The organism is Paenibacillus silvestris (genome assembly GCF_009882985.1).
Lineage (GTDB): Bacteria > Bacillota > Bacilli > Paenibacillales > NBRC-103111 > Paenibacillus_E > Paenibacillus_E silvestris.
The window spans coordinates 149,596-168,016 of the sequence record NZ_WTUZ01000010.1; the positions used below are offsets into that span (position 1 = coordinate 149,596).

The 18,421-nt window shown below is 42.5% G+C and carries 18 protein-coding genes and 1 riboswitch; of the genes, 4 read left to right on the forward strand and 14 right to left on the reverse strand.

Annotation, left to right across the window (positions count from 1 at the left end):
• The first annotated feature begins 92 nt into the window (after nt 1–92).
• On the forward strand, nt 93–848 hold the full coding sequence (locus tag GQF01_RS04145) for an ABC transporter ATP-binding protein (RefSeq protein ID WP_161405604.1): 756 nt from the start codon (nt 93–95) through the stop codon (nt 846–848).
• The gene (locus tag GQF01_RS04150; protein WP_161405605.1) at nt 838–2,697 is read left to right on the forward strand and encodes an ABC transporter permease; all 1,860 of its coding nucleotides are present in this window, start codon (nt 838–840) and stop codon (nt 2,695–2,697) included. The genes GQF01_RS04145 and GQF01_RS04150 overlap by 11 nt, the downstream gene beginning before the upstream one ends.
• A 325-nt stretch (nt 2,698–3,022) precedes the next feature.
• Here GQF01_RS04150 and GQF01_RS04155 read toward each other — a convergent pair whose 3' ends face one another.
• The 11 genes from GQF01_RS04155 to GQF01_RS04205 form a co-directional block, all read right to left on the reverse strand.
• Nucleotides 3,023–4,117: a GNAT family N-acetyltransferase gene (locus GQF01_RS04155; RefSeq protein WP_202556071.1), complete on the reverse strand. Its 1,095-nt coding sequence runs from the start codon at nt 4,115–4,117 to the stop codon at nt 3,023–3,025.
• 49 nt (nt 4,118–4,166) lie between these two features.
• Nucleotides 4,167–4,246: riboswitch (ZMP/ZTP riboswitch) on the reverse strand.
• 64 nt (nt 4,247–4,310) lie between these two features.
• Nucleotides 4,311–4,811 carry a CBO0543 family protein gene (locus GQF01_RS04160; protein ID WP_161405607.1) on the reverse strand — a complete coding sequence of 167 codons (501 nt, stop codon included), beginning with the start codon at nt 4,809–4,811 and terminating at the stop codon, nt 4,311–4,313.
• 74 nt (nt 4,812–4,885) lie between these two features.
• The gene (locus GQF01_RS04165) at nt 4,886–5,362 is read right to left on the reverse strand and encodes a GNAT family N-acetyltransferase (protein ID WP_161405608.1); all 477 of its coding nucleotides are present in this window, start codon (nt 5,360–5,362) and stop codon (nt 4,886–4,888) included.
• Between the two features lie 99 nt (nt 5,363–5,461).
• Nucleotides 5,462–6,253, reverse strand: a complete 792-nt coding sequence (locus GQF01_RS04170; protein WP_161405609.1) for an SDR family NAD(P)-dependent oxidoreductase — start codon at nt 6,251–6,253, stop codon at nt 5,462–5,464.
• Between the two features lie 182 nt (nt 6,254–6,435).
• Nucleotides 6,436–7,446 (reverse strand): AraC family transcriptional regulator, encoded by a 1,011-nt coding sequence (locus GQF01_RS04175; protein WP_161405610.1) that lies wholly within the window; start codon nt 7,444–7,446, stop codon nt 6,436–6,438.
• A 136-nt stretch (nt 7,447–7,582) separates the two neighbouring features.
• Nucleotides 7,583–8,521, reverse strand: a complete 939-nt coding sequence (locus GQF01_RS04180; RefSeq protein ID WP_161405611.1) for an alpha/beta hydrolase — start codon at nt 8,519–8,521, stop codon at nt 7,583–7,585.
• A 98-nt stretch (nt 8,522–8,619) separates the two neighbouring features.
• Nucleotides 8,620–9,162 carry a GNAT family N-acetyltransferase gene (locus GQF01_RS04185; protein WP_161405612.1) on the reverse strand — a complete coding sequence of 181 codons (543 nt, stop codon included), beginning with the start codon at nt 9,160–9,162 and terminating at the stop codon, nt 8,620–8,622.
• Between the two features lie 15 nt (nt 9,163–9,177).
• Nucleotides 9,178–9,852, reverse strand: a complete 675-nt coding sequence (locus GQF01_RS04190; RefSeq protein WP_161405613.1) for a carboxylesterase family protein — start codon at nt 9,850–9,852, stop codon at nt 9,178–9,180.
• A 142-nt stretch (nt 9,853–9,994) separates the two neighbouring features.
• Nucleotides 9,995–10,894 carry an SDR family oxidoreductase gene (locus GQF01_RS04195; RefSeq protein WP_161405614.1) on the reverse strand — a complete coding sequence of 300 codons (900 nt, stop codon included), beginning with the start codon at nt 10,892–10,894 and terminating at the stop codon, nt 9,995–9,997.
• Nucleotides 10,895–10,962: 68 nt separating this feature from the next.
• Entirely contained in the window at nt 10,963–11,391 is a 429-nt protein-coding gene (locus GQF01_RS04200) for an NUDIX hydrolase (RefSeq protein WP_161405615.1), read from the reverse strand.
• Between the two features lie 442 nt (nt 11,392–11,833).
• Complete coding sequence (locus GQF01_RS04205; protein WP_202556073.1) at nt 11,834–12,346, reverse strand: LysM peptidoglycan-binding domain-containing protein; 513 nt, start codon at nt 12,344–12,346, stop codon at nt 11,834–11,836.
• Nucleotides 12,347–12,540: 194 nt separating this feature from the next.
• Here GQF01_RS04205 and GQF01_RS04210 point away from each other — a divergent pair, with 194 nt between their 5' ends.
• Nucleotides 12,541–13,203 carry a class I SAM-dependent methyltransferase gene (locus tag GQF01_RS04210; protein ID WP_161405616.1) on the forward strand — a complete coding sequence of 221 codons (663 nt, stop codon included), beginning with the start codon at nt 12,541–12,543 and terminating at the stop codon, nt 13,201–13,203.
• On the opposite strand, the gene GQF01_RS04215 is transcribed toward GQF01_RS04210, so the two are convergent.
• Together GQF01_RS04215 and GQF01_RS04220 are read right to left on the reverse strand one after the other, a co-directional pair.
• Nucleotides 13,180–14,574 (reverse strand): sensor histidine kinase, encoded by a 1,395-nt coding sequence (locus GQF01_RS04215; RefSeq protein ID WP_161405617.1) that lies wholly within the window; start codon nt 14,572–14,574, stop codon nt 13,180–13,182. The genes GQF01_RS04210 and GQF01_RS04215 overlap by 24 nt on opposite strands.
• Nucleotides 14,567–15,214 carry a response regulator transcription factor gene (locus tag GQF01_RS04220; RefSeq protein ID WP_161405618.1) on the reverse strand — a complete coding sequence of 216 codons (648 nt, stop codon included), beginning with the start codon at nt 15,212–15,214 and terminating at the stop codon, nt 14,567–14,569. The genes GQF01_RS04215 and GQF01_RS04220 overlap by 8 nt, the downstream gene beginning before the upstream one ends.
• A 168-nt stretch (nt 15,215–15,382) precedes the next feature.
• Here GQF01_RS04220 and GQF01_RS04225 point away from each other — a divergent pair, with 168 nt between their 5' ends.
• The gene (locus tag GQF01_RS04225) at nt 15,383–17,728 is read left to right on the forward strand and encodes a glycoside hydrolase (protein ID WP_161405619.1); all 2,346 of its coding nucleotides are present in this window, start codon (nt 15,383–15,385) and stop codon (nt 17,726–17,728) included.
• A 73-nt stretch (nt 17,729–17,801) separates the two neighbouring features.
• Here GQF01_RS04225 and GQF01_RS04230 read toward each other — a convergent pair whose 3' ends face one another.
• Nucleotides 17,802–18,377 (reverse strand): dihydrofolate reductase family protein, encoded by a 576-nt coding sequence (locus tag GQF01_RS04230; protein ID WP_161405620.1) that lies wholly within the window; start codon nt 18,375–18,377, stop codon nt 17,802–17,804.
• Nucleotides 18,378–18,421: the final 44 nt, after the last annotated feature.

The following is an 18,421-nucleotide window of genomic DNA, read 5'->3' on the forward strand; positions in this document are numbered from 1 at the left end:
ATGTAAGGTTCTAGTAAGAAAGGTGAATCGCTTCTAATGACAAGACGAAGTAGTCTATATACGGAAGACAAATATAAAGGAGTCGATTGTGAATGGAAATCTTAAAAGTCAGTCATTTAAGTAAAACATACGGCAAAGATGTCATGTATCATGCTTTAAATCAAATTAGCATATCCGTTGAACCCGGAGAATTTGTAGGGGTTATGGGACCATCCGGCAGCGGCAAGACTACGTTACTAAACATGATTTCTACGGTAGATCAACCCACAACAGGGGATATTTTAATTCATGACCTCAATCCAATGGATTTGAAGGGAGATGAGTTAGCACTCTTTCGACGCAGAAAACTTGGCTTTGTATTTCAGGATTTTAATTTACTTGATACCTTAACCGTTGGGGAGAATGTGGTTTTACCTCTTACCTTAGACCGAATTTCTGTGATGGAGCAGGATAAAAGATTGCAAAATATCGCCAAAACTCTGCGTATAGAGCATCTTCTTGACAAAAGAACTTACGAAGTCTCAGGAGGCGAAGCTCAAAGAACAGCTATTGCCAGAGCTATTATTCACAATCCATCTCTCCTATTGGCTGATGAACCAACGGGAAATTTGGACTCCAAAGCAGCAAGAACGGTCATGGAGCTATTTGAGAAGATTAACAAAGAACAACAACTTACCACGATTATGGTGACGCATGACCCTGTTGCTGCCAGTTACTGCGGCAGGATCATTTTCATCAAAGATGGCACCATCTTTAATGAAATTCATAGTGGAGGCAGCAAACCGCAATTTTATCAACAGATCATCGATGTGCTTTCACTTTTGGGAGGAGCAACTCATGGATTTTAAGCAGTTTGCAACAAGAAATGTCCTGCGCAATGGAAAAGCCTACTTCGCGTATTTCTTAAGTATGCTGATATCCGTTACCTTATTCTTCTCTTTGACCATGTTTATCCTTCATCCAGATAAAGGAACATTCAAATCCTACATCAAAATATCTCTATTCGGTGCTGAAATCATTGCTTATTTATTTCTGTTTTTCTTTGTTTTTTATTCAATCAGTGTATTACTAAAAAAGCGTTATAAAGAAATCGGTATTCTATATATTCTCGGCATTACAAGAAGTCAACTTCTCAAAATGATCACCATTGAAAATACGATCATCAGTGTCGCGGCAACAATCGGCGGCATCATTACGGGCCTAGTGTTCTCCAAGTTATTTCTGATCATCATCGAGAAACTGTTGAGGCTTCAGTCCTTGCCGTTTTATTTTCCGTTAAAAGCAATTCTTATCACACTTGGCTGCTTCCTGCTGCTAGGGATGCTTGTTTCATTATTCACATCATGGATCGTAAAGGAGAAGGATATCTTACGTCTGCTTAAAGCGACGAATGCACCTACGCCTGCTCCTAAATTCTCAAAAATGATTGCTATCGTCGGTTTTCTTTTACTTGTAGCTGGATATGTCTTATCTTTTGCTCCAATAAAGGAGAATCTTGAGAAATTCATTTTAATGATAATTGGCATCATCGTCATTGCCACTTATCTATTATTTTCACAGATTAGCGTTTTTGCAATTGCTTTATTAAAAAAGAACAGGCTTTATTATTTAAAAAGCACCAATCTAATCTGGGTATCTAATTTGTTCTATCGCATAAGGGACAATGCCAGAATGTTCTTCATTATTACCATCACATCCACAGCAGCGGTGGTTTTGAGCGGCGCCTCTTATGCCTATTGGGCGAACACACTGAATACTATTGATACTCGATATCCGCTGGCTTTTACTTATCAATCACTCGGTCATCATCCATCCACAGCAGACGAGATCAGATTTATTGAAGATCAGCTAAATAATCACCATTTTCAGTATGAAAAAATAACTGTAACTATGAAATATCTTACTCAAGAGGACGCATCTTCTTTTCCCGTTATAAAAGCAAGTCTTTATAATCAATTCGCGAAGCAATTAAACTTGAAATCCGTTTCTCTGCAAGAGCAAGAAGCAATTAAAATCGTCCCTCCCGAAGAAAACGATTTTGTAAATCATTTAACATTGGAAGGAAATAATATCCAAGTAACGGGCGAAATACGAGTGAAGTTATTACAAGATCAATTTCAAGCGATTTATGTCGTTGCCGATCAAGTATTCGATCGCTTGGCAGATGCGGAACAAGCCCAACCCCGGTATGCGTTCAATGTCGAGGATTGGTCTGATACGTACGTTGTTTTTGATGAATACGAGAAGAAATACGGCGATAATCAAACTGCGCTATTTTTATCCAAGTCCCATATCTATGAAACTGAGAAAAGAGCGTATGGCACGATTATGTTCTTGTCGATATTCTTAGGCGTCATCTTCTTCGTAGCTTCAGGAAGTTTTGTTTACAACAAGTTTTACATGGATCAAGAAAGTGATAAACAGAAATATAAGCAATTGCATAACATCGGTGTCACTTTTAAAGAAATGAAAAAAGTTGTTTCGATCGAAATTGGTGTATTGTTCCTGCTTCCGTATTTCGTGGCAACTATCCATTCCGTTGTAGCTCTTGCAGCTCTGCAAAGGATATTTAAATTGGATGTCGGCGCGGCCGCAGTTATCATCATGGCCATCTTCTTAGTCCTTCAGGTCGTTTATTACTTATTTATTAGAAAAAATTATTTGAACGTGATACAAAGGCATCTACGGATTAGCTGAAGCAATCAAGCGAGATTCTTCTACCGCATCGCCGCGATTATGCCAGTCCAACATATAACTGGAAAGCCTCCAGTTATTTCTAATAGATACTGGAGTAATTCACCCTTTAACTGGAAAAAATCCCGCTAATCAACCTATAATACCGCACCTTCCTAGCTCAATCGTCCCATTAACAGGAGGAATTCCAGTTACTCACCTTTTTGCTGCGTTACTCCAATAAATAGCGGTAGTAATTCCCTGTAAATTTGAGAAGGCTGCCAAATTAATCAAAAGTAAAGCTGCCCCTGGGTCATTTGATGACTTTAGGGACAGCTTTTTTTCATGCTCAACCAAGTGTACGGTTCTCTCCGATACGCCGTTCATACAAGCTTGCGGCCCAGCCTTGAGCTTCATAACGACCACAAAACGTGAATCCTTCACGGGTGTAATACCGATTGAGCGCGGCGTTACCAGCCATGCAATCTAGACGCAGCCAAGATTTGCCGTGTTCTCTGGCATAGCCCTCTGCCCAATTGAGCAGTCGTGTACCGATTCCCATACCAAGGTAGTCCCGGGAAACTGCCAGTCGATGTACATACCCAGCATCTTCGTGAAACTGTTCTCCCCAAAACTCTTCATCTTTCCAATGGACGGATAGGCAGCCGACAGGTACATCATCCATATGCGCCACAAATAACTCATACTGCTCGATTAATCCTGACACATAGTCCTGCGTAAACCTTTCTTCGCGCCACTGCACAAGACCCTGGGTCCGCTCAATCCAACGTGCCGCATTAACCAATAGTCCACGCACCGCTTCGCCATCTTCTATCACCGCTCTTCGGATGTCCAACTTACCATGCCAGATGTATTCTAACATCGCAGCCGTTTCCTGCGCCAATTCTTCGCTAGACATCCGAGCCACAACATGTAGCGCAGCGTCGAACCCTGTTGTTACGCCGCCGGACATGACAATTTTGCCATTATCGACATACCGGACATTTTCAACAACTGTTGTATCTGGAGACACCATGCCCCGTAAAAGGTCGTATGCCTTCCGATTCGTTGTCACTCGAAGCCCCTTCAACAAATCAGCTTTCGCCAGCAACAGAGCTCCGGTACATACCGAAAGCACAATTGTGGCTTGACTCGCCACGTCGCGAATCCAGGTGATCAGTCTTGAGTTAGTTATTTCTGTACGAGCTCCAAACCCACCGGGCACGATGAGAATATCAATCGTTGGGCAGTCGTCAAAGCTATACCGTGGCGTAATCGTGATGCCGCTAACGGTTGTCACCGGGATTTCCTTTTCGGCAACTGTAAAGACCTGGAATCCGCTACCTAAGTACCCAGCCACCCCAAACACATCATGTGGTCCAGTAAAATCCAACGTATCTACCTTTTCATACAACAGAACTCCGACATTCCTTGCCCTCTTCATCGTCATCATCTCCCTAGAAATAAAAAGAGCATCTGACCCATTGGATCAAACGCTCTGCCCAGGCGATCGGCTGTACGTCACACGCGCTCCCCCGTAGTCCTCTACGTTTCGCCAGTTACGCGTACCAGAAATTCCCTTTTATTATACTTGTAAAAATAAAAGTCGTCTAGATGAAAGCACCATTTTCCTTGATTTATCGAATGGGAACTTTAAATATAAATAATAATGCAATAACAAGTGGTATAGAGATCGCGTACGCAACTAATGGTCGGCAATTATGTAACCGAAGCAATGGAAAAGTAATGATATTGAAGAGAACGGAATAAAGCATCGTCCAACCGTTAAAATGTAGAATCGCTCCTGTGAGCAAGTAAATGACCTCAATGAAAGAGTAAATGACCACCCATAATCCAATCCATAAAGTTGACTTCGTGGCTCCTTTCGGATATTTACCTAGAAATATCAGTGTCGTGGCTGCGAACGCTACCAAACAGCACAACTCGGTACCGATATAACTATGAATTGGCGGTTTTGGCTGATGCTGCCATAGCGGATACTGATAGGTAAGCAATAAATAAAATATGTCTCCAAGCAAGAAATACAATATCGTAGCATGGTATTTTTGCCAATTTCGCCAATCTCCCCAACGCCATGCTGCAAGTATTATTATTATTGCCATCGCAATGAAAAGCATTTGATTACCTCATAACACTGAATCTTTCGTTTTACAAGGTATAATTCCCTAATCCATTTATGGGTATACGCAAATCAGAGTGATAAGACAGTAATTGACTCACTGTTGAAAACTTCCCCGTTATCGCGGAACCCGTAGCTTTCATAAAGCTTTTTGGCAGCAACATTATCTTGCTTATAAGGAATCCAGCAGTAAGTTGCAGGTCCTGCTGGAAAAGTACGGATAAATGCCAAAATGTGATTCATAGCTTCCCGGCCATACCCCTGGTTCTGGTATCGCTTATCAATCATTAGTCGTAAGAGGCAATAATTGCCCTGAGCAAGTGACGGTTCATCGTATCCCGTTACACCATAAACAATCATGACAAATCCAACCGGCTGCTCATCCGCATAAATGGCAAATGGAAAAGGATGTCCTCCATTGGTAGTTAGCACATAACAGGAAGCCACACTCGATAGATTGGATGCTACAAACTGACGTTGATCTTCTGAAACTTCCAAGTTAAATATGGAACGCCGGTTTTCAAGTGTGATTTTTCTGAGTGTAATCATACAAAGTGCCCCCCTCATAATCTGCTAAGATGAGCATTCGCCCACATAAATAGAATAATACGAAGAGCAAGATATGGGAATAGCTTCCTTCTGCAGGTATCAAAAAATGGTAGGCACCATACCCCCATCCATCCGTATTGGAGCTCCTTTAAACGCGGACGCATAAGGACTGCATATGAATGCAGCAAGCCTACCTATTTCAAAAGGCTGAATAAATCGCTGTATTTCGGATTGAGGCAGGTTGGCTGCCATAAACTTTCTCTCTTTATCACTAAATGCCATATTCTCGGGAAATAAGCTTTCAATAATTTGATACACATTTTCAGAAAGCGTTGGGCCCGGCATGATCGTATTGGATGTAACTTCCGTTCCTTTCGTAAGTTTAGATAAACTTTTGGACAGTGATAATAACATGGATTTGGTCATAGCGTATTGAGGCATTAGACCTGAAGGCATAATCGCTTCTTCACTTGCTATAAAGAGGATTCGTCCATCATTATTTTTCAACATTTTAGGCAAATAATAGCTGGATAAACCATTAGCGGCAAGTACATTCGTGCGAAAATATTTCTCCCATACTTCATCTTCAACGTCCTCATACGACATAATTTCATAAATGCCCATATTGTTAACCAGGATATCGACAGATGGATATTTGGCAAATAAGGCTTCTCTTTGCTGTTTATCCACAATATCACCTGCAGCATTCTGAGGTGAGGTATCCGGAAACTCCGACTTCAATTCCTGTACGGTTCGATCTACCTCTTCATGATTCCGCCCATTAACAAGGACATTGACGCCTTCTCTTGCAAGTTCTATGGCAATTGCTTTTCCAATACCTTTCGTTGATCCTGTTACTAGAGCTGTCTTGTTCCTTAATCCCATATCCATACATGTCGTCTCCTTTGATGTCGTTCGTAGCAAGCTGATTCGAAGTACTCTTGGAAATTTAGTGCTCCGGATAGAGATAATATTACTTTGTCAGCATCGATTGGTAACTAGCATACAACGCCATATTTCTAGCTTAACGCGCCAAATCATGAAAACTTAAGAACGCTGCTAGATTCAATTTGCTATGAAGTCGAGTGTGTCTTTACATATTTCGACCGCCAATTTGAAGGAGTACTGCCTTCCCAAGTGCGAAAGGCCCGGTAAAATGAATTTTGGTCTTCAAAACCAACTAGAAAAGCCACCTCCTTGATATCGAGTTTATCGTCTGCTAGGTATTCTCGTGACTGTTCATGCCGAGCTTGTGACAGCAAATTTGTGAAAGTTGTCCCTTCGTCAGTGAGACGGCGCTGCAGTGTACGATCACTCATTCTGAGCTCACTCGCCGCTGTACGTATATCGAGGCGTCCACTTGTCAGGCTGCGCTTCAAGATCCATTTGACCATCTCAGAGATCGTACGGCCGCTCTGTTCATCCAATGATCGATCCAATACGGGACTCAAGATCTCCAGCAGTTCTTTGTTATACGAAATAAAGGGTCGATCTAGATCTGTACGAGAAAGTATCAAACGGTTTCTTGTTGTACCCATTCGGATAGGGCACCCGAAATAAGCTTCAAGAGCTTTTACATCGCCCATCGATTGGGAGAATTCCACGCTTCGTGCAGTGATATGCTGATTCGTGCCCCTGCGCCCAAGCTCGATAAGAAAGGCTAAAGTGGTTCCAACCAACACGGGTGGACCCGGTTGTTCACTGTCCATCCACGCTAATTCGACGGAACAACTCTCCCCCGCTTCTGTAATTTGCAAGCTTTCCGGAGGGCATAGTTGTTTGTATCTAGCCATACGCATAAGTGCGTCGCGGTAGTCACGAGCATGGTAAGTTGCTAAGACAGTCGGAGGGTATTGTGTTGTTTCAAAGGCCGTTACAAGATTAATGACTCCAGTGGCAATGTCGCCAACGAGGTCGGAGTAAGCTTGCCAAACTTTAAAATATTGCGCAGTGGTGACTGGAATAGGTTCTGTAATAATCGAAAGTGGCAACTGTGCTTTGCGAGCTATGTCGAGTGGGTTCATTCCCAACTGTTGCAATCCTGTCCAAAATCCTGGCGGAAGTTTAATACGATCAGATTTCATAACGTATGGATCTCCTTTTGTCCTTTTTCGTTAGTCCCTAATAATTTCGTTTAAAAGTTGACTTCTCCTGTCCACTAGCACGGAAAAAGCAGCCAATCATGATGACTGACTGCTTGCCTACTTTCCATGAGATTCTTTATTCACGAAGCCAAGAATTCGCCAGAAGCATAGCCCCTTTTGCTGCACCAGTATCCGCTAAGTCATTGAGCATGACGAAATCATGTATTGTACCTTGGAAGCGTACAGCAGTTACCTGCACTCCGGCTTCTCTTAATTTATTTGCATACGCTTCTCCTTCATCCCTTAGCACGTCTGCTTCAGCAGTGATTACTAGAGCTTCTGGAAGTCCTTTCAATTGTTCGATCGAAGCTCTTAGTGGTGAAGCTGTAATTTCTGCTCTTTCGTTAGGGTTGGTTGTGTACTGATCCCAGAACCATTTCATAGCATCCTTGCGGAGGAAATATCCGATTGAGAAATCCTTGTAGGATTCTGTCTCAAAGGATGCATCCGTTACTGGATAAAAGAGCAACTGTTTGCAGATATGCGGGCCTCCGCGCTCTTTGGCCATTAAGGTAATAGCAGCACTCATATTGCCGCCGACACTATCGCCTGCAACAGTTATGTTGCTTGCGTTTAATCCGTTTGCTCGTCCATGTTCAGCAACCCATTGTAGAGCAGTGAATACTTCCTCTATCGCAACGGGATATCTTGCTTCAGGTGATAGGCTATAGTTTGTAAAAACAACCGCGGATTGCGACCCAACCGCTAATTCTCTAATTAATCGATCATGCGTGTGTTCATTTCCGAAGACCCAGCCTGCGCCATGGGTGTAGAGTATCACCGGTAATGACCCTGGATTATTTGGCGGACGAAGAATAGTGAGAGAAATGTTGCCATTGGGTCCTCCAGGGATCGTAACGTTCTCCACATCTACAGACTGCTTGGTTATAGGTCCGTTTTGAACCTCGTCTACCGTTTTTCTGCCTTTTTCTGGTCCTAAATCAAAGAGGAATGGTGGATTGGCAGTTGCTTCTACAAATTTTTGAGCAGCTTGTTCAAGCACGATCTTCTTCATATTGGAACACCCTCTCATACTGTAGTCCAAATTTATTAACCAATTTGCGATGAGGTTAATCTTTTAATTTAAGAAGAGAACTCTTCGAAGAAACTATATTAACCATCACTTTTTAGGATGCCGTATAATTTAAGGTCAACATATCTCCCTTTTACAAACATCTGCTCACGGATCAAGCCTTCGTAGTGCATGCCAACCTTCTGCATGACTCTCTCAGAACCAACATTTTCAGCTATACATCTCGCTTCAATTCTATTTAAATCCAATTCATTAAAACCAAAATTCAGAATGGTCCGTACTACATCTGTTATTAATCCTTGATTCCAATATTTGCGAGAAAGGGCATAACCGATCTCCGCACGATGATGTACTTCATTCAAATACACCCACCCACACGTGCCAATTACTTGGTTAGTATCCTTATGTACGATCGCCCAGTCACTTGGCTGTTCGTTCTCATATTTCTGCAGAACCATATTTAAAAAAGTGTACGTATCATCAATACTTCTATGTTTTTCCCATGTAGTGAATTTAGAAACTTCTACATCAGACGCATACTCGTAAATATCTGACGCATCATTTAATGTTAGTTTTCTTAGTAATAAACGTTCATTTTCTATTGATTTATTGCAAAATGTCATTATTCTGCGCCTCCGTTAGTTAGAATCACCTTTTTTGTGTTTCAAAAGCCAGGTAAGCAAATCTTGATTAGAATATGTCTCTTCCATGACTCTGTGGCTATGACCTAGTTCTGAATAGTATGTGGCCCTGATGTTTCCACCTATATTTGTTATCGAATGAACCATATCTACGGTCCCTGATACGCCAACAACATCATCGTCTACACAATGAAAAGCCCAAATGGGTATATCCTTAAAAAGATTTGCCTTATCAGGCTCAAACCACCCCGAAATTGGCACGATAGCTGAAAAAAGCTCAGGTGACCTTGAAGCAAAATCCCATGCTCCGTTTCCACCCATACTAAATCCAGTTACATACACTCTCTCCGTATCAATTGGATAATTCTTAATGATTTCGTCAACAAGCACCTTGACAATGTGGTGTTCTTGGCTCCAACTAGAGTCTGCCTTACACTGTGGTGTAACCACAATAAATGGGAAATCTGTTTGCTTTTCTGCTAACCAAGTAAGACCATAGTTATTTAACAAACTAACATCTTCACCACGTTTCTTAACACCATGTAAAAATAGAATTAACGGGTATTTAGTGTCATGGTTTCGTTCTAAATCATGCGGCAGATATAATTGATAATTATTCATATTCATTTTATTTGAAATGTCTTCGCAGAAAATATGATTTGTTATAGTCATGTTTGGGTCCTCCTACATAACGAAAATTACTTTTACAAATAATTCCTTCACATTTGCCCATATCCTGCATCTGTTATTGGATGGATCGAAAAAAACACAAAAGCCGCGATAATCGCGGCTCTTAACAATTTAATTTCAAACCTCACGTTTCAGTCATAACCCCGCCATTAACATGAAGTACTTGACCAGTCACAAAGGACGAATCGTCTGAAGCTAAATAAATATAGGTAGGTGCAAGCTCATAAGGCTGACCAGCTCGTTTCATGGGTGTCTCCATCCCGAATGTTTTTACGTACTCAGCTGAGTAGCTAGAAACAATTAGCGGTGTCCAGATAGGACCAGGAGCAACAGCATTGACTCGAATTCCTTTACTCACTAATTGAAGAGATAAAGATCTAGTAAAGGAAACGATCGCGCCTTTGGTCGAAGAGTAATCGACAAGCAACGGTGCCCCAGCATAAGCAGTAACAGAAGCCGTGGAGATGATAGTACTGCCTGGTTGCAAGTAGGGAAGCGCAGCTTTCGTCATATCAAACATGGGAAATATATTTGTACGATACGTGTCTTCCAATTGTTCATCCGAAATATTCAAGATACTTTCCTGTGGGAATTGAACGCCTTGATTCAAAACTAACGTATCCAGCCTTCCATAATGCTCTAAGGTCATCTTAACCACCGCTTTAGATGTTGATGGCTGCCTTAAATCGCATTCAATTAACAGACATCGTCCGCCATATTTTTCAACCATCTGCTTAGTCTCAATGGCATCTTCCTTCTCGTACAAGTACACAATTACAACATCTGAACCTTCTTTTGCAAAACCAATTGCCACCGCACGGCCAATTCCACTGTCGCCTCCTGTAATGATGGCAACTTTGCCGGCTAATTTGCCGCTTCCTTTGTAATGGGGATTATCAGAAATCGGAGTTGGCGTCATCAAATACTGTAATCCGGGTTGCATGTCTTGATGTTGAGGCGGAAAGGTTAACGGCTGCAGATGGCAGCGTTTTTCATAACCGAAATAAGGATACATAGGAATCATCTCGAATACTCCTCTGAACTTCTTTGTACGATAGGGTATTCGCCTACTTAATCAATGGTTCCACCTAACTATTCAATCCACTGTCTTGGCCCAATTGTATGGAAAAGTTGTTTTCTCTCGGGCTTGAAGGCATCTTCAATACGCTTGCAGGTAAAATCACTAATAGGTCTTGGAAGTTCATCTCTTGGCCAGAATTTGCATGCCAATATCTCAGGCGAGCTTGGATGAGGGATTTGATTATTATCGTTATTCCCTATGAAAACAAAATGATGGATGTCATGGTTTGGATCGTAATAGATGCCCGTTAATTCCCCCACTCCGACAACTATCCCTACTTCTTCATGAACTTCTCTTGTGGCAGTTTCCTCCGCGGATTCATTCTCTTCCCCTTTTCCACCAGGCAGATCCCAATTGTTTTTGCCATAGCTATGCTTAACCAGTAATACGTCTCCCTCAGAATTCAAAATAATAGCTGCTGCACCAATTAACTTAGGCAAAATGATGCCCCCCTAAAATGTATTGACTACTTAAATTTGACGGAAGTAGTTGGTAAAAAGTTCCACACTATTCCATGCCAGTAAGTAGAACGGATGCTAGGAGACACATTGGATGACTTTGGGATAGGCTCTTTTCTGAACCTGAGACGAATAGCTGGAAAAACTCCCTTTATTTCAAGTGTATCACGGTTATAACAACCTAATAACTGGAAAAATTCCCGTTAATTTTCTCCTTTATCCTGCTTCCAAGCTCAATCGCCCGGATTAGCGGGAGAAATTCCATTTATTCCTACCGTAGCTGACTTACGCCACGATTTAGCGGTAGCATTTCCAGTTAATCTGAAGAGGCGCTCCCAAAAGATCACACAAAAGGCTGTCCCTCGGCCATTAAATGACTTTCGGGACAGCCTCTAGTATGCTATGTTATCCTCCTCTTCTTCCTCTAAGGAGTTGTTTCTTGATATACGAACGTATGCCACACGCCAAAATTATCTTTAGCCGTTATGCCGCGCTTTCCTCCCATGGCTGCATCCAAATAGTACGGATAACTGCTTCCCATCGTATAATGCCCTGTATAATTACCTGGGAATGTCACAGGGACAGCGTCGAACTGCAGCTCCTGGGCAGTGACCTTCACCACACGTGTTGTTTTTTGAGATGCCGCAAAGTTCGATTCATGTGTTTGCTGGGCTTGGCTCTCTGCTTTTAACATATCAATATCGTTCTGCATGGCCTGAATCGTTTCCATGTAGGTATTGTTTGATGGAGATGTATTAGACGGAATACACAATTGCTGGCCAACTCGAAGATTGTACGGATCGATTCCCGGATTTGCATGTAGAATAAGTGTCACTGAAATGTGATTGATCTGCGCAAGGTGATATAGCGTATCACCCGGTTGAAGCGTATGAAGATAATGACCTGCAGGGCACTGTCTATAGAAATAGTGTTGCAAAGGAAAAGCCCCTCTCCTAGCATTGATTTACCACATACTATGTAGGAAATAGGCGTTTGTTACTTCAATTTGACGACGTCTCCTCCTGTAGACGGAGATCCATCTCATCCGCCGGATGGTTCAGACGTTCATCTCAATCCCATATAATGAAGGCATTAGAACCAGATGGCATTCATTTCAAAGGAGACCTTTTTATGATTAAAAACGTGCGGAAAAACAAGGACGTCGGCATATATGGCTACACAGCCAAATGGTACGACAAAAATTCCCGCAAAAGCCGAATGACGCAAATGCAGAGATATGCGAATGAAGTTGCTTCTTTCGTTAGCGGCTCTGCCAACGTTTTGGAAGTTGCACCTGGACCTGGTTACTTGGCGATAGAACTCGCTAAGAAAGGATTTAGCGTTACAGGCGTTGAAATAAGCCCCGACTTCGTGAAGATTGAAAACAAGAATGCCGACGAAGCCAATGTGGCCGTTGATTTTAAAGAAGGTAACGCGGATGACTTGCCATGTGAGGATCATTTTTTTGATTTTATTATATGCAGTGCTGCCTTCAAGAACTTCAAGGATCCCGTAAAGGCCTTGTGTGAAATGCATCGTGTGCTCAAAGAAGGTGGAACATCCCTCATTATCGACATGAATCATGATGCGACACCTGAGGATATTAACAATGAGATTAGTGAGACTGGAATGAAAGGATTTGATAAACATTTTGTCAAATTTGCTTTTAAAACTTTCTTGAAACAAGGTGCTTACTCCGCCGAAAATTTTGAGTCACTTTTGAAAGAAACCCCTTTTAAGAACTACATGATCAAAAAAGAGGGTATTAGTTTATTTCTCTATCTTTATAAATAGTGGAATCTGAAAATGAAATGCGATGACTCCATCCCGAACCCTAAGTCCGAATTGTGCTTTGTGTTTTTGTAAAATCGTTCGTGAAATGGATAAGCCCAGGCCCGTACCGCTGAATCTTTTGCTCCGAGAGCTTTCCATGACATAGAACGGCTCCCATACAAGATCCCACGGCATGTCCTCACCTAATTCCGTTGAATTGGCAATCTCGAAACAGACAGAATCCTCCTTGATTACTGATGTGACGGCAACTCTTACACCACTTGTATACTTCATTGCATTCGTAAGCCAATTATGAAGAACGGACTCCAGCTTTGACCGGTCCGCCATTACCCATGTTTCCGTAGTGAGAAGAATGTTGTCTTCCAGTTCTAAGCCACATTGATGGTAAGGTGTTCGATAAGCTTCAATTGTCTCAACAAGCAGTTGCTTAAAATTGATAGCTTCAAAACGGTACAACTCCTCTTGAAGACGAGAAAGCTCAAGCAATCGGTCGATCAGGGCAGACATGGCATCACTCTGCTGTTGAATGACATTCGCATATGTGCCATCATCCAAGCCGTCCTGAAGGCCGCTGGCATAGACTCTGATGAGCGAGAGCGGTGTTTTCAACTCATGTGAAATGTCCCCAATAAAAGTTTGAAGATTTGCATTCTTTGTCTCCAGTGACTTATGCGCCTCTTCCAAATTGTCGCTCATTCGATTAATACTCCGTGCGAGCGACTCTATCTCGTCCCCTGTTTGGATGTCTACTTTGGTAAAAGACAAATGAGAGATCGCTTCGGCGGTCTCATTCAATTTGGCTAGCGGCTTCACAATTCTGGCTGTGTACAAAGCTGAAAGAACGATAAGAAGCAAAAGCATGCCAAGCCATATATACATATTGAACACATTTACGATTTCGATGGTCTCTGATGAGTTACTCATAGACTCGCCAACTGCAAAGACGGAGCCGCCTACCGATAGGAAATTGACCAAAAAGCTAGATTTCAGTTTGGACTGATCATAAATTTTGTTCACCTGTCCCCCATCGCGCAGCTTCGCAATACTTTCCTCTGTCAGCCAAAACTTACCAAGTGCAATGCCTTTCCGATTGAATTGGAGCAGCAGCTTATTATTCACATCATCGGCTGATTCAGATAGTGTCGTGTACGCGATTGTAACCTGGTATTGTTCCTCCATTGCCCCAATTTGCTGCACCAATGAGCTATAAGGGATAGATACGAGTTCAGAAGACAATTCTGCCAGTTTATTCTTTTTCTGATACAGAAAATACTTCGGCAAAAAGTAAGTATTCACGGCGAAGGAAAGGACGAAAACAACACAGAGGGCAGCGGTTATTCGGATGATTAATTTTCGGCTTAGTTTACTCATCGTCCGCCACTAGCGAGTAACCCATACCGCGATAAGTCTTGATCCGTCCCTCCCCTATCTTCTCACGAAGCCTTCGAACATGGGTGTCAACTGTCCTTTCTTCCCCGTAGTAGTCCAGTCCCCACACTTGATCGAGCAGCATTTTGCGGGTAATAATTTGACCCTTATTCTGTGCTAAATACTTCACTAATTCAAATTCCTTATGTGTCGCTTGAACATCGTTGCCATCTCGATATACTTTCTGAGCATCAAGATCGACAGTTAGATCACCAAACGTCATTTTCGCTCCAAGTTGCAGCAACTTCTGAGCTCTTAACAACAAAATCCGAGGATCAAACGGCTTACGAACAAAATCGTCCGCACCTGACTGCAACGCAAGAAATTCATCGTCAACATTCCCCTTCGCGGTAAGCAGCAGCACCTTTGTCCGACCCATTTTCTTAATTTCCCGGCACACTTCTATGCCGCTCCGCTTTGGCATCATCCAATCAAGAATGGCTAAGTCAATTTTGTGCTGATAGAACACATTTATCGCTTCTTCGCCATCCTGCGCCAGAAACGTATGGAAGCCTTCTTTCATGAAATAGGCTTTAATCACTTGCAGCATAAGTGGTTCATCGTCAGCTAACAACAAATTCATATTCATCCCCCTTTTCACACGGCATTTCTATTATAAAAGTCATTTGTTACACCAGTATGGCAAAATGCTTCAAGGCATAGACATGTCCGAGATTTCAATTTGGCACATTCCTGTAACATTGCCTCCTTATACTGAACATCGAATCAAACATATTAGGAGGTATTATTCATGAAAAAGCGACAACTCGCTTTGCTTTGTGCAGCTAGTCTTATTACTGTAGCTCTAACCGGATGCCGCGATCAAGCGGTGAAGGAGCTAACACCCGCCAGCTCTCAGCAAACAATTTCAACAACCGTTCAACAGGCAGGTGAGCCCTTCGACTTCGAAGTCGACCCCGAGACTTTCGCTCTGACGATTATGAAAGATGGGATTCGGATGCCGGCCTCAAGTCCGCTGCCCAAAACTGCCGTTACCAATGTAGTGAAAGAGAAGGATTCGATAAAGTGGACCTATCCAGGTCAAGTGAATGTTAGTATCGCCAAGAAAAACAATTATCTCGATATTCACTTCGACGCTATTGGCGCGGAGCAGTTTCAATGGCCATCGGTGAAAGCACAGAGTTACGTACTTCCCTTAGGCGAGGGAAAGATGATTCCTGCTGAGGATACGAATTGGCGGACGTTCTTAGATGATCAGACCTATACTTGGAGTGAGTCGTTCTCAATGGACTTTTTTGCTTTGAGAAATGACCCCTTCTCCATCGTTTATGTGGTTACAAACAAATTCAATGATGAGGTTCATTTCGATACATCGTCGTCGCTTCAGCTACAATTTACACATGCATTTCCAAGCATTAATAAAGACAAAAGCTATGGATTCCGCCTGTATGTTACCGGCAATGATCCACAGCAGATCGTCCAACCTTACAAAAGCTATATCGAAGAAAGCGGGAAATACGTGACCCTTGCGGACAAATCGAAAGATAATCCCAATATTCAGAAGCTGTATGGAGCTCCACAGATATATTTATGGAGCGAGTCGATGATCACCGATCGAGATGTCCAGTGGCCGAAAATCAGGCCTCTCCTATCGGGTACTCTTGGTCCGTGGCTGATCAAGCTTCTCTCAGGTTTAGAGGGTGGCAGCGATGAGTTTGCGCAGGTGCTGAAGGACATTGCCAAACAGAACAGTTTAGACGCATACCAGAAACGAGTTATCCTTAGTGCACTAAATCAGGGGTTGAAGCTGAAAGATTTCTATTCTCCGACCGTATTTCCGAATCCGGGAAGCGAAGCGCAGAAGCTTATTGATCAAGGAATCGATAAACTGAGCGAACAGAAACTGTATGACTTAAACAAGCTTCTTCTCAAAAGTGTCCTGAAAGACGCCGCGGCTGATATTTCTACATGGGGGCAGGCGGATTCAACCGACCTAATCAACGACATTCATAAGTCGGGGATTCAAAAAGCATGGATCGGCCTCCCCAACTGGGCTGACGGTCTAAGCAATCCCCCGATGGTTGAAGCCGCGAATAAGGCGGGATATTTAATAGCACCTTATGACTCCTATCATTCCATTCAAGAGAAACCTGATCCTTCATGGAATACAGCGTTCTTTCCTGACACTTCGCTGTATGATAAAGCAACGATCGCCAAAAAAGATGGTTCAAAGATTGCTGGCTTTCTTCAGAGAGGGAGAAAATTAAACCCAACCTTGGCTATGCCTAGTGTAAAGCAGCGAGTTGAAGGGATTCTTCAAGACGGTATTGGTTACAACTCATGGTTCGTCGACTCGGACGCGACTGGGGATATCTATGATGATTACTCCCCTGATCATCCGACTACACAGCTTCAAGACATGATGGCTCGTTTAGACCGATTCAACTATTTTGCCAAGGATAAACAGATGGTGGTTGGTTCGGAGGGTGGCAACGATTACGCCAGTGGCGTTATCGCTTATGCGCAAGGCATTGAGAGCCCGGTCATCGCCTGGGGCGACCCGGATATGCGAGATAATAAAAACAGCCCCTACTACGTAGGCGGATACTACGCCGCTTCTGGCATACCAGAACGTTACGGCAAATCAGTGCCGATTAAACCGCTGTATGGAAAAGTCTATAATGACCCTGTATACTCCCTGCCGCTATACAAGCTTGTTTATAATGACTCCATTATCACAACGAATCATTGGGAATGGGGTACCTATAAGATTAAGGGGGAGGAAGCGGACAAAATGCTATATGGACTTTTGTACAATGTGCCTCCCTTGTATCATTTGAACCGTTTAACTTGGGAACAAGAGAAAGCCAGTATCCTTGATTATTTGAAGGTATGGTCTCCCTTCCATCAACAAGCTGTCTCTCAAAAAATGAGCAAATTCGCTGTGTTGACAGACGATAGGCTTGTTCAAAGCGCTCAGTATGGCAGCGATATCAAGGTCATTGCCAACTTCTCGGAACATGAAGTGAAAGTAGATAACGATGCGATCCCGGCGCAGTCCGCCGTTATTTATGAAGGGAAACAGCGTTCGATATTCAAGGCGGCAGATAATGTTAAGCTTCTTGCACGTAAGTAACGTGTAAACGGATAAAAAACCAAAAAAAACCGAGGAGCTAAGTGGCCTATTCATGCTTAGTTCCTCGGTTTTTTTATCCACTGCTGCTTTCTTGCAGGAAGCTTCTAGTTTGATAGATTAGTTGCACAACACCGGAGGAGAACGATCTGGTAGTAACCAATTGTAAATTCAACCTTTGATTGATATCCGTAAACAACGGTTTTCCTTTTCCTAATACAACAGGATGTACAGATAATCTAAACTCATCAACAAGTCCTAAATGGAGGAAAGTTGTAATAAGACTGGCCCCACCATATAGCCAAATGTCTTTACCTGGCATCCTCTTTAACTTATTTACTCTTTCAAAAATATGATCATTAATGAAAATAGCTTTATCATCCGTCCCTCTTTGGGTTCTTGAAAACACATATTTCTCTTTACTATGAACGAATTCCCATAATTCTTTTTCAGTCTCATCAATTTCAGAATCAGGCATATACTGCCCCCATAAATCATAGCTTTTTCTGCCATATAGAATGGTATCAATTTGCTTTAAGAACTGGATGAACCCCATCTCAGCGTCCATCACGCACCAATCCACTTCCCCGTTATTCCCTTCAATAAAACCATCTAAAGTAACGGCTAAATCTAATATGATTCTGCGGCTCATGATTCGCTAACTCCTTTCGTTGATCTACAGCCTATTATAGGTCT

Bases quoted from the DNA above. Each gene is read 5' to 3' on its own strand.
- GQF01_RS04180 (WP_161405611.1), bottom strand. From the start codon at position 8,521: ATGAAGAAGATCGTGCTTGAACAAGCTGCTCAAAAATTTGTAGAAGCA.
- GQF01_RS04185 (WP_161405612.1), bottom strand. From the start codon at position 9,162: ATGACATTTTGCAATAAATCAATAGAAAATGAACGTTTATTACTAAGA.
- GQF01_RS04170 (WP_161405609.1), bottom strand. From the start codon at position 6,253: ATGGATATGGGATTAAGGAACAAGACAGCTCTAGTAACAGGATCAACG.
- GQF01_RS04160 (WP_161405607.1), bottom strand. From the start codon at position 4,811: ATGCTTTTCATTGCGATGGCAATAATAATAATACTTGCAGCATGGCGT.
- GQF01_RS04225 (WP_161405619.1), top strand. From the start codon at position 15,383: ATGAAAAAGCGACAACTCGCTTTGCTTTGTGCAGCTAGTCTTATTACT.
- GQF01_RS04145 (WP_161405604.1), top strand. From the start codon at position 93: ATGGAAATCTTAAAAGTCAGTCATTTAAGTAAAACATACGGCAAAGAT.
- GQF01_RS04190 (WP_161405613.1), bottom strand. From the start codon at position 9,852: ATGACTATAACAAATCATATTTTCTGCGAAGACATTTCAAATAAAATG.
- GQF01_RS04220 (WP_161405618.1), bottom strand. From the start codon at position 15,214: ATGAATTTGTTGTTAGCTGACGATGAACCACTTATGCTGCAAGTGATT.
- GQF01_RS04215 (WP_161405617.1), bottom strand. From the start codon at position 14,574: ATGAGTAAACTAAGCCGAAAATTAATCATCCGAATAACCGCTGCCCTC.
- GQF01_RS04150 (WP_161405605.1), top strand. From the start codon at position 838: ATGGATTTTAAGCAGTTTGCAACAAGAAATGTCCTGCGCAATGGAAAA.
- GQF01_RS04195 (WP_161405614.1), bottom strand. From the start codon at position 10,894: ATGATTCCTATGTATCCTTATTTCGGTTATGAAAAACGCTGCCATCTG.
- GQF01_RS04230 (WP_161405620.1), bottom strand. From the start codon at position 18,377: ATGAGCCGCAGAATCATATTAGATTTAGCCGTTACTTTAGATGGTTTT.
- GQF01_RS04175 (WP_161405610.1), bottom strand. From the start codon at position 7,446: ATGAAATCTGATCGTATTAAACTTCCGCCAGGATTTTGGACAGGATTG.
- GQF01_RS04155 (WP_202556071.1), bottom strand. From the start codon at position 4,117: ATGAAGAGGGCAAGGAATGTCGGAGTTCTGTTGTATGAAAAGGTAGAT.
- GQF01_RS04165 (WP_161405608.1), bottom strand. From the start codon at position 5,362: ATGATTACACTCAGAAAAATCACACTTGAAAACCGGCGTTCCATATTT.
- GQF01_RS04210 (WP_161405616.1), top strand. From the start codon at position 12,541: ATGATTAAAAACGTGCGGAAAAACAAGGACGTCGGCATATATGGCTAC.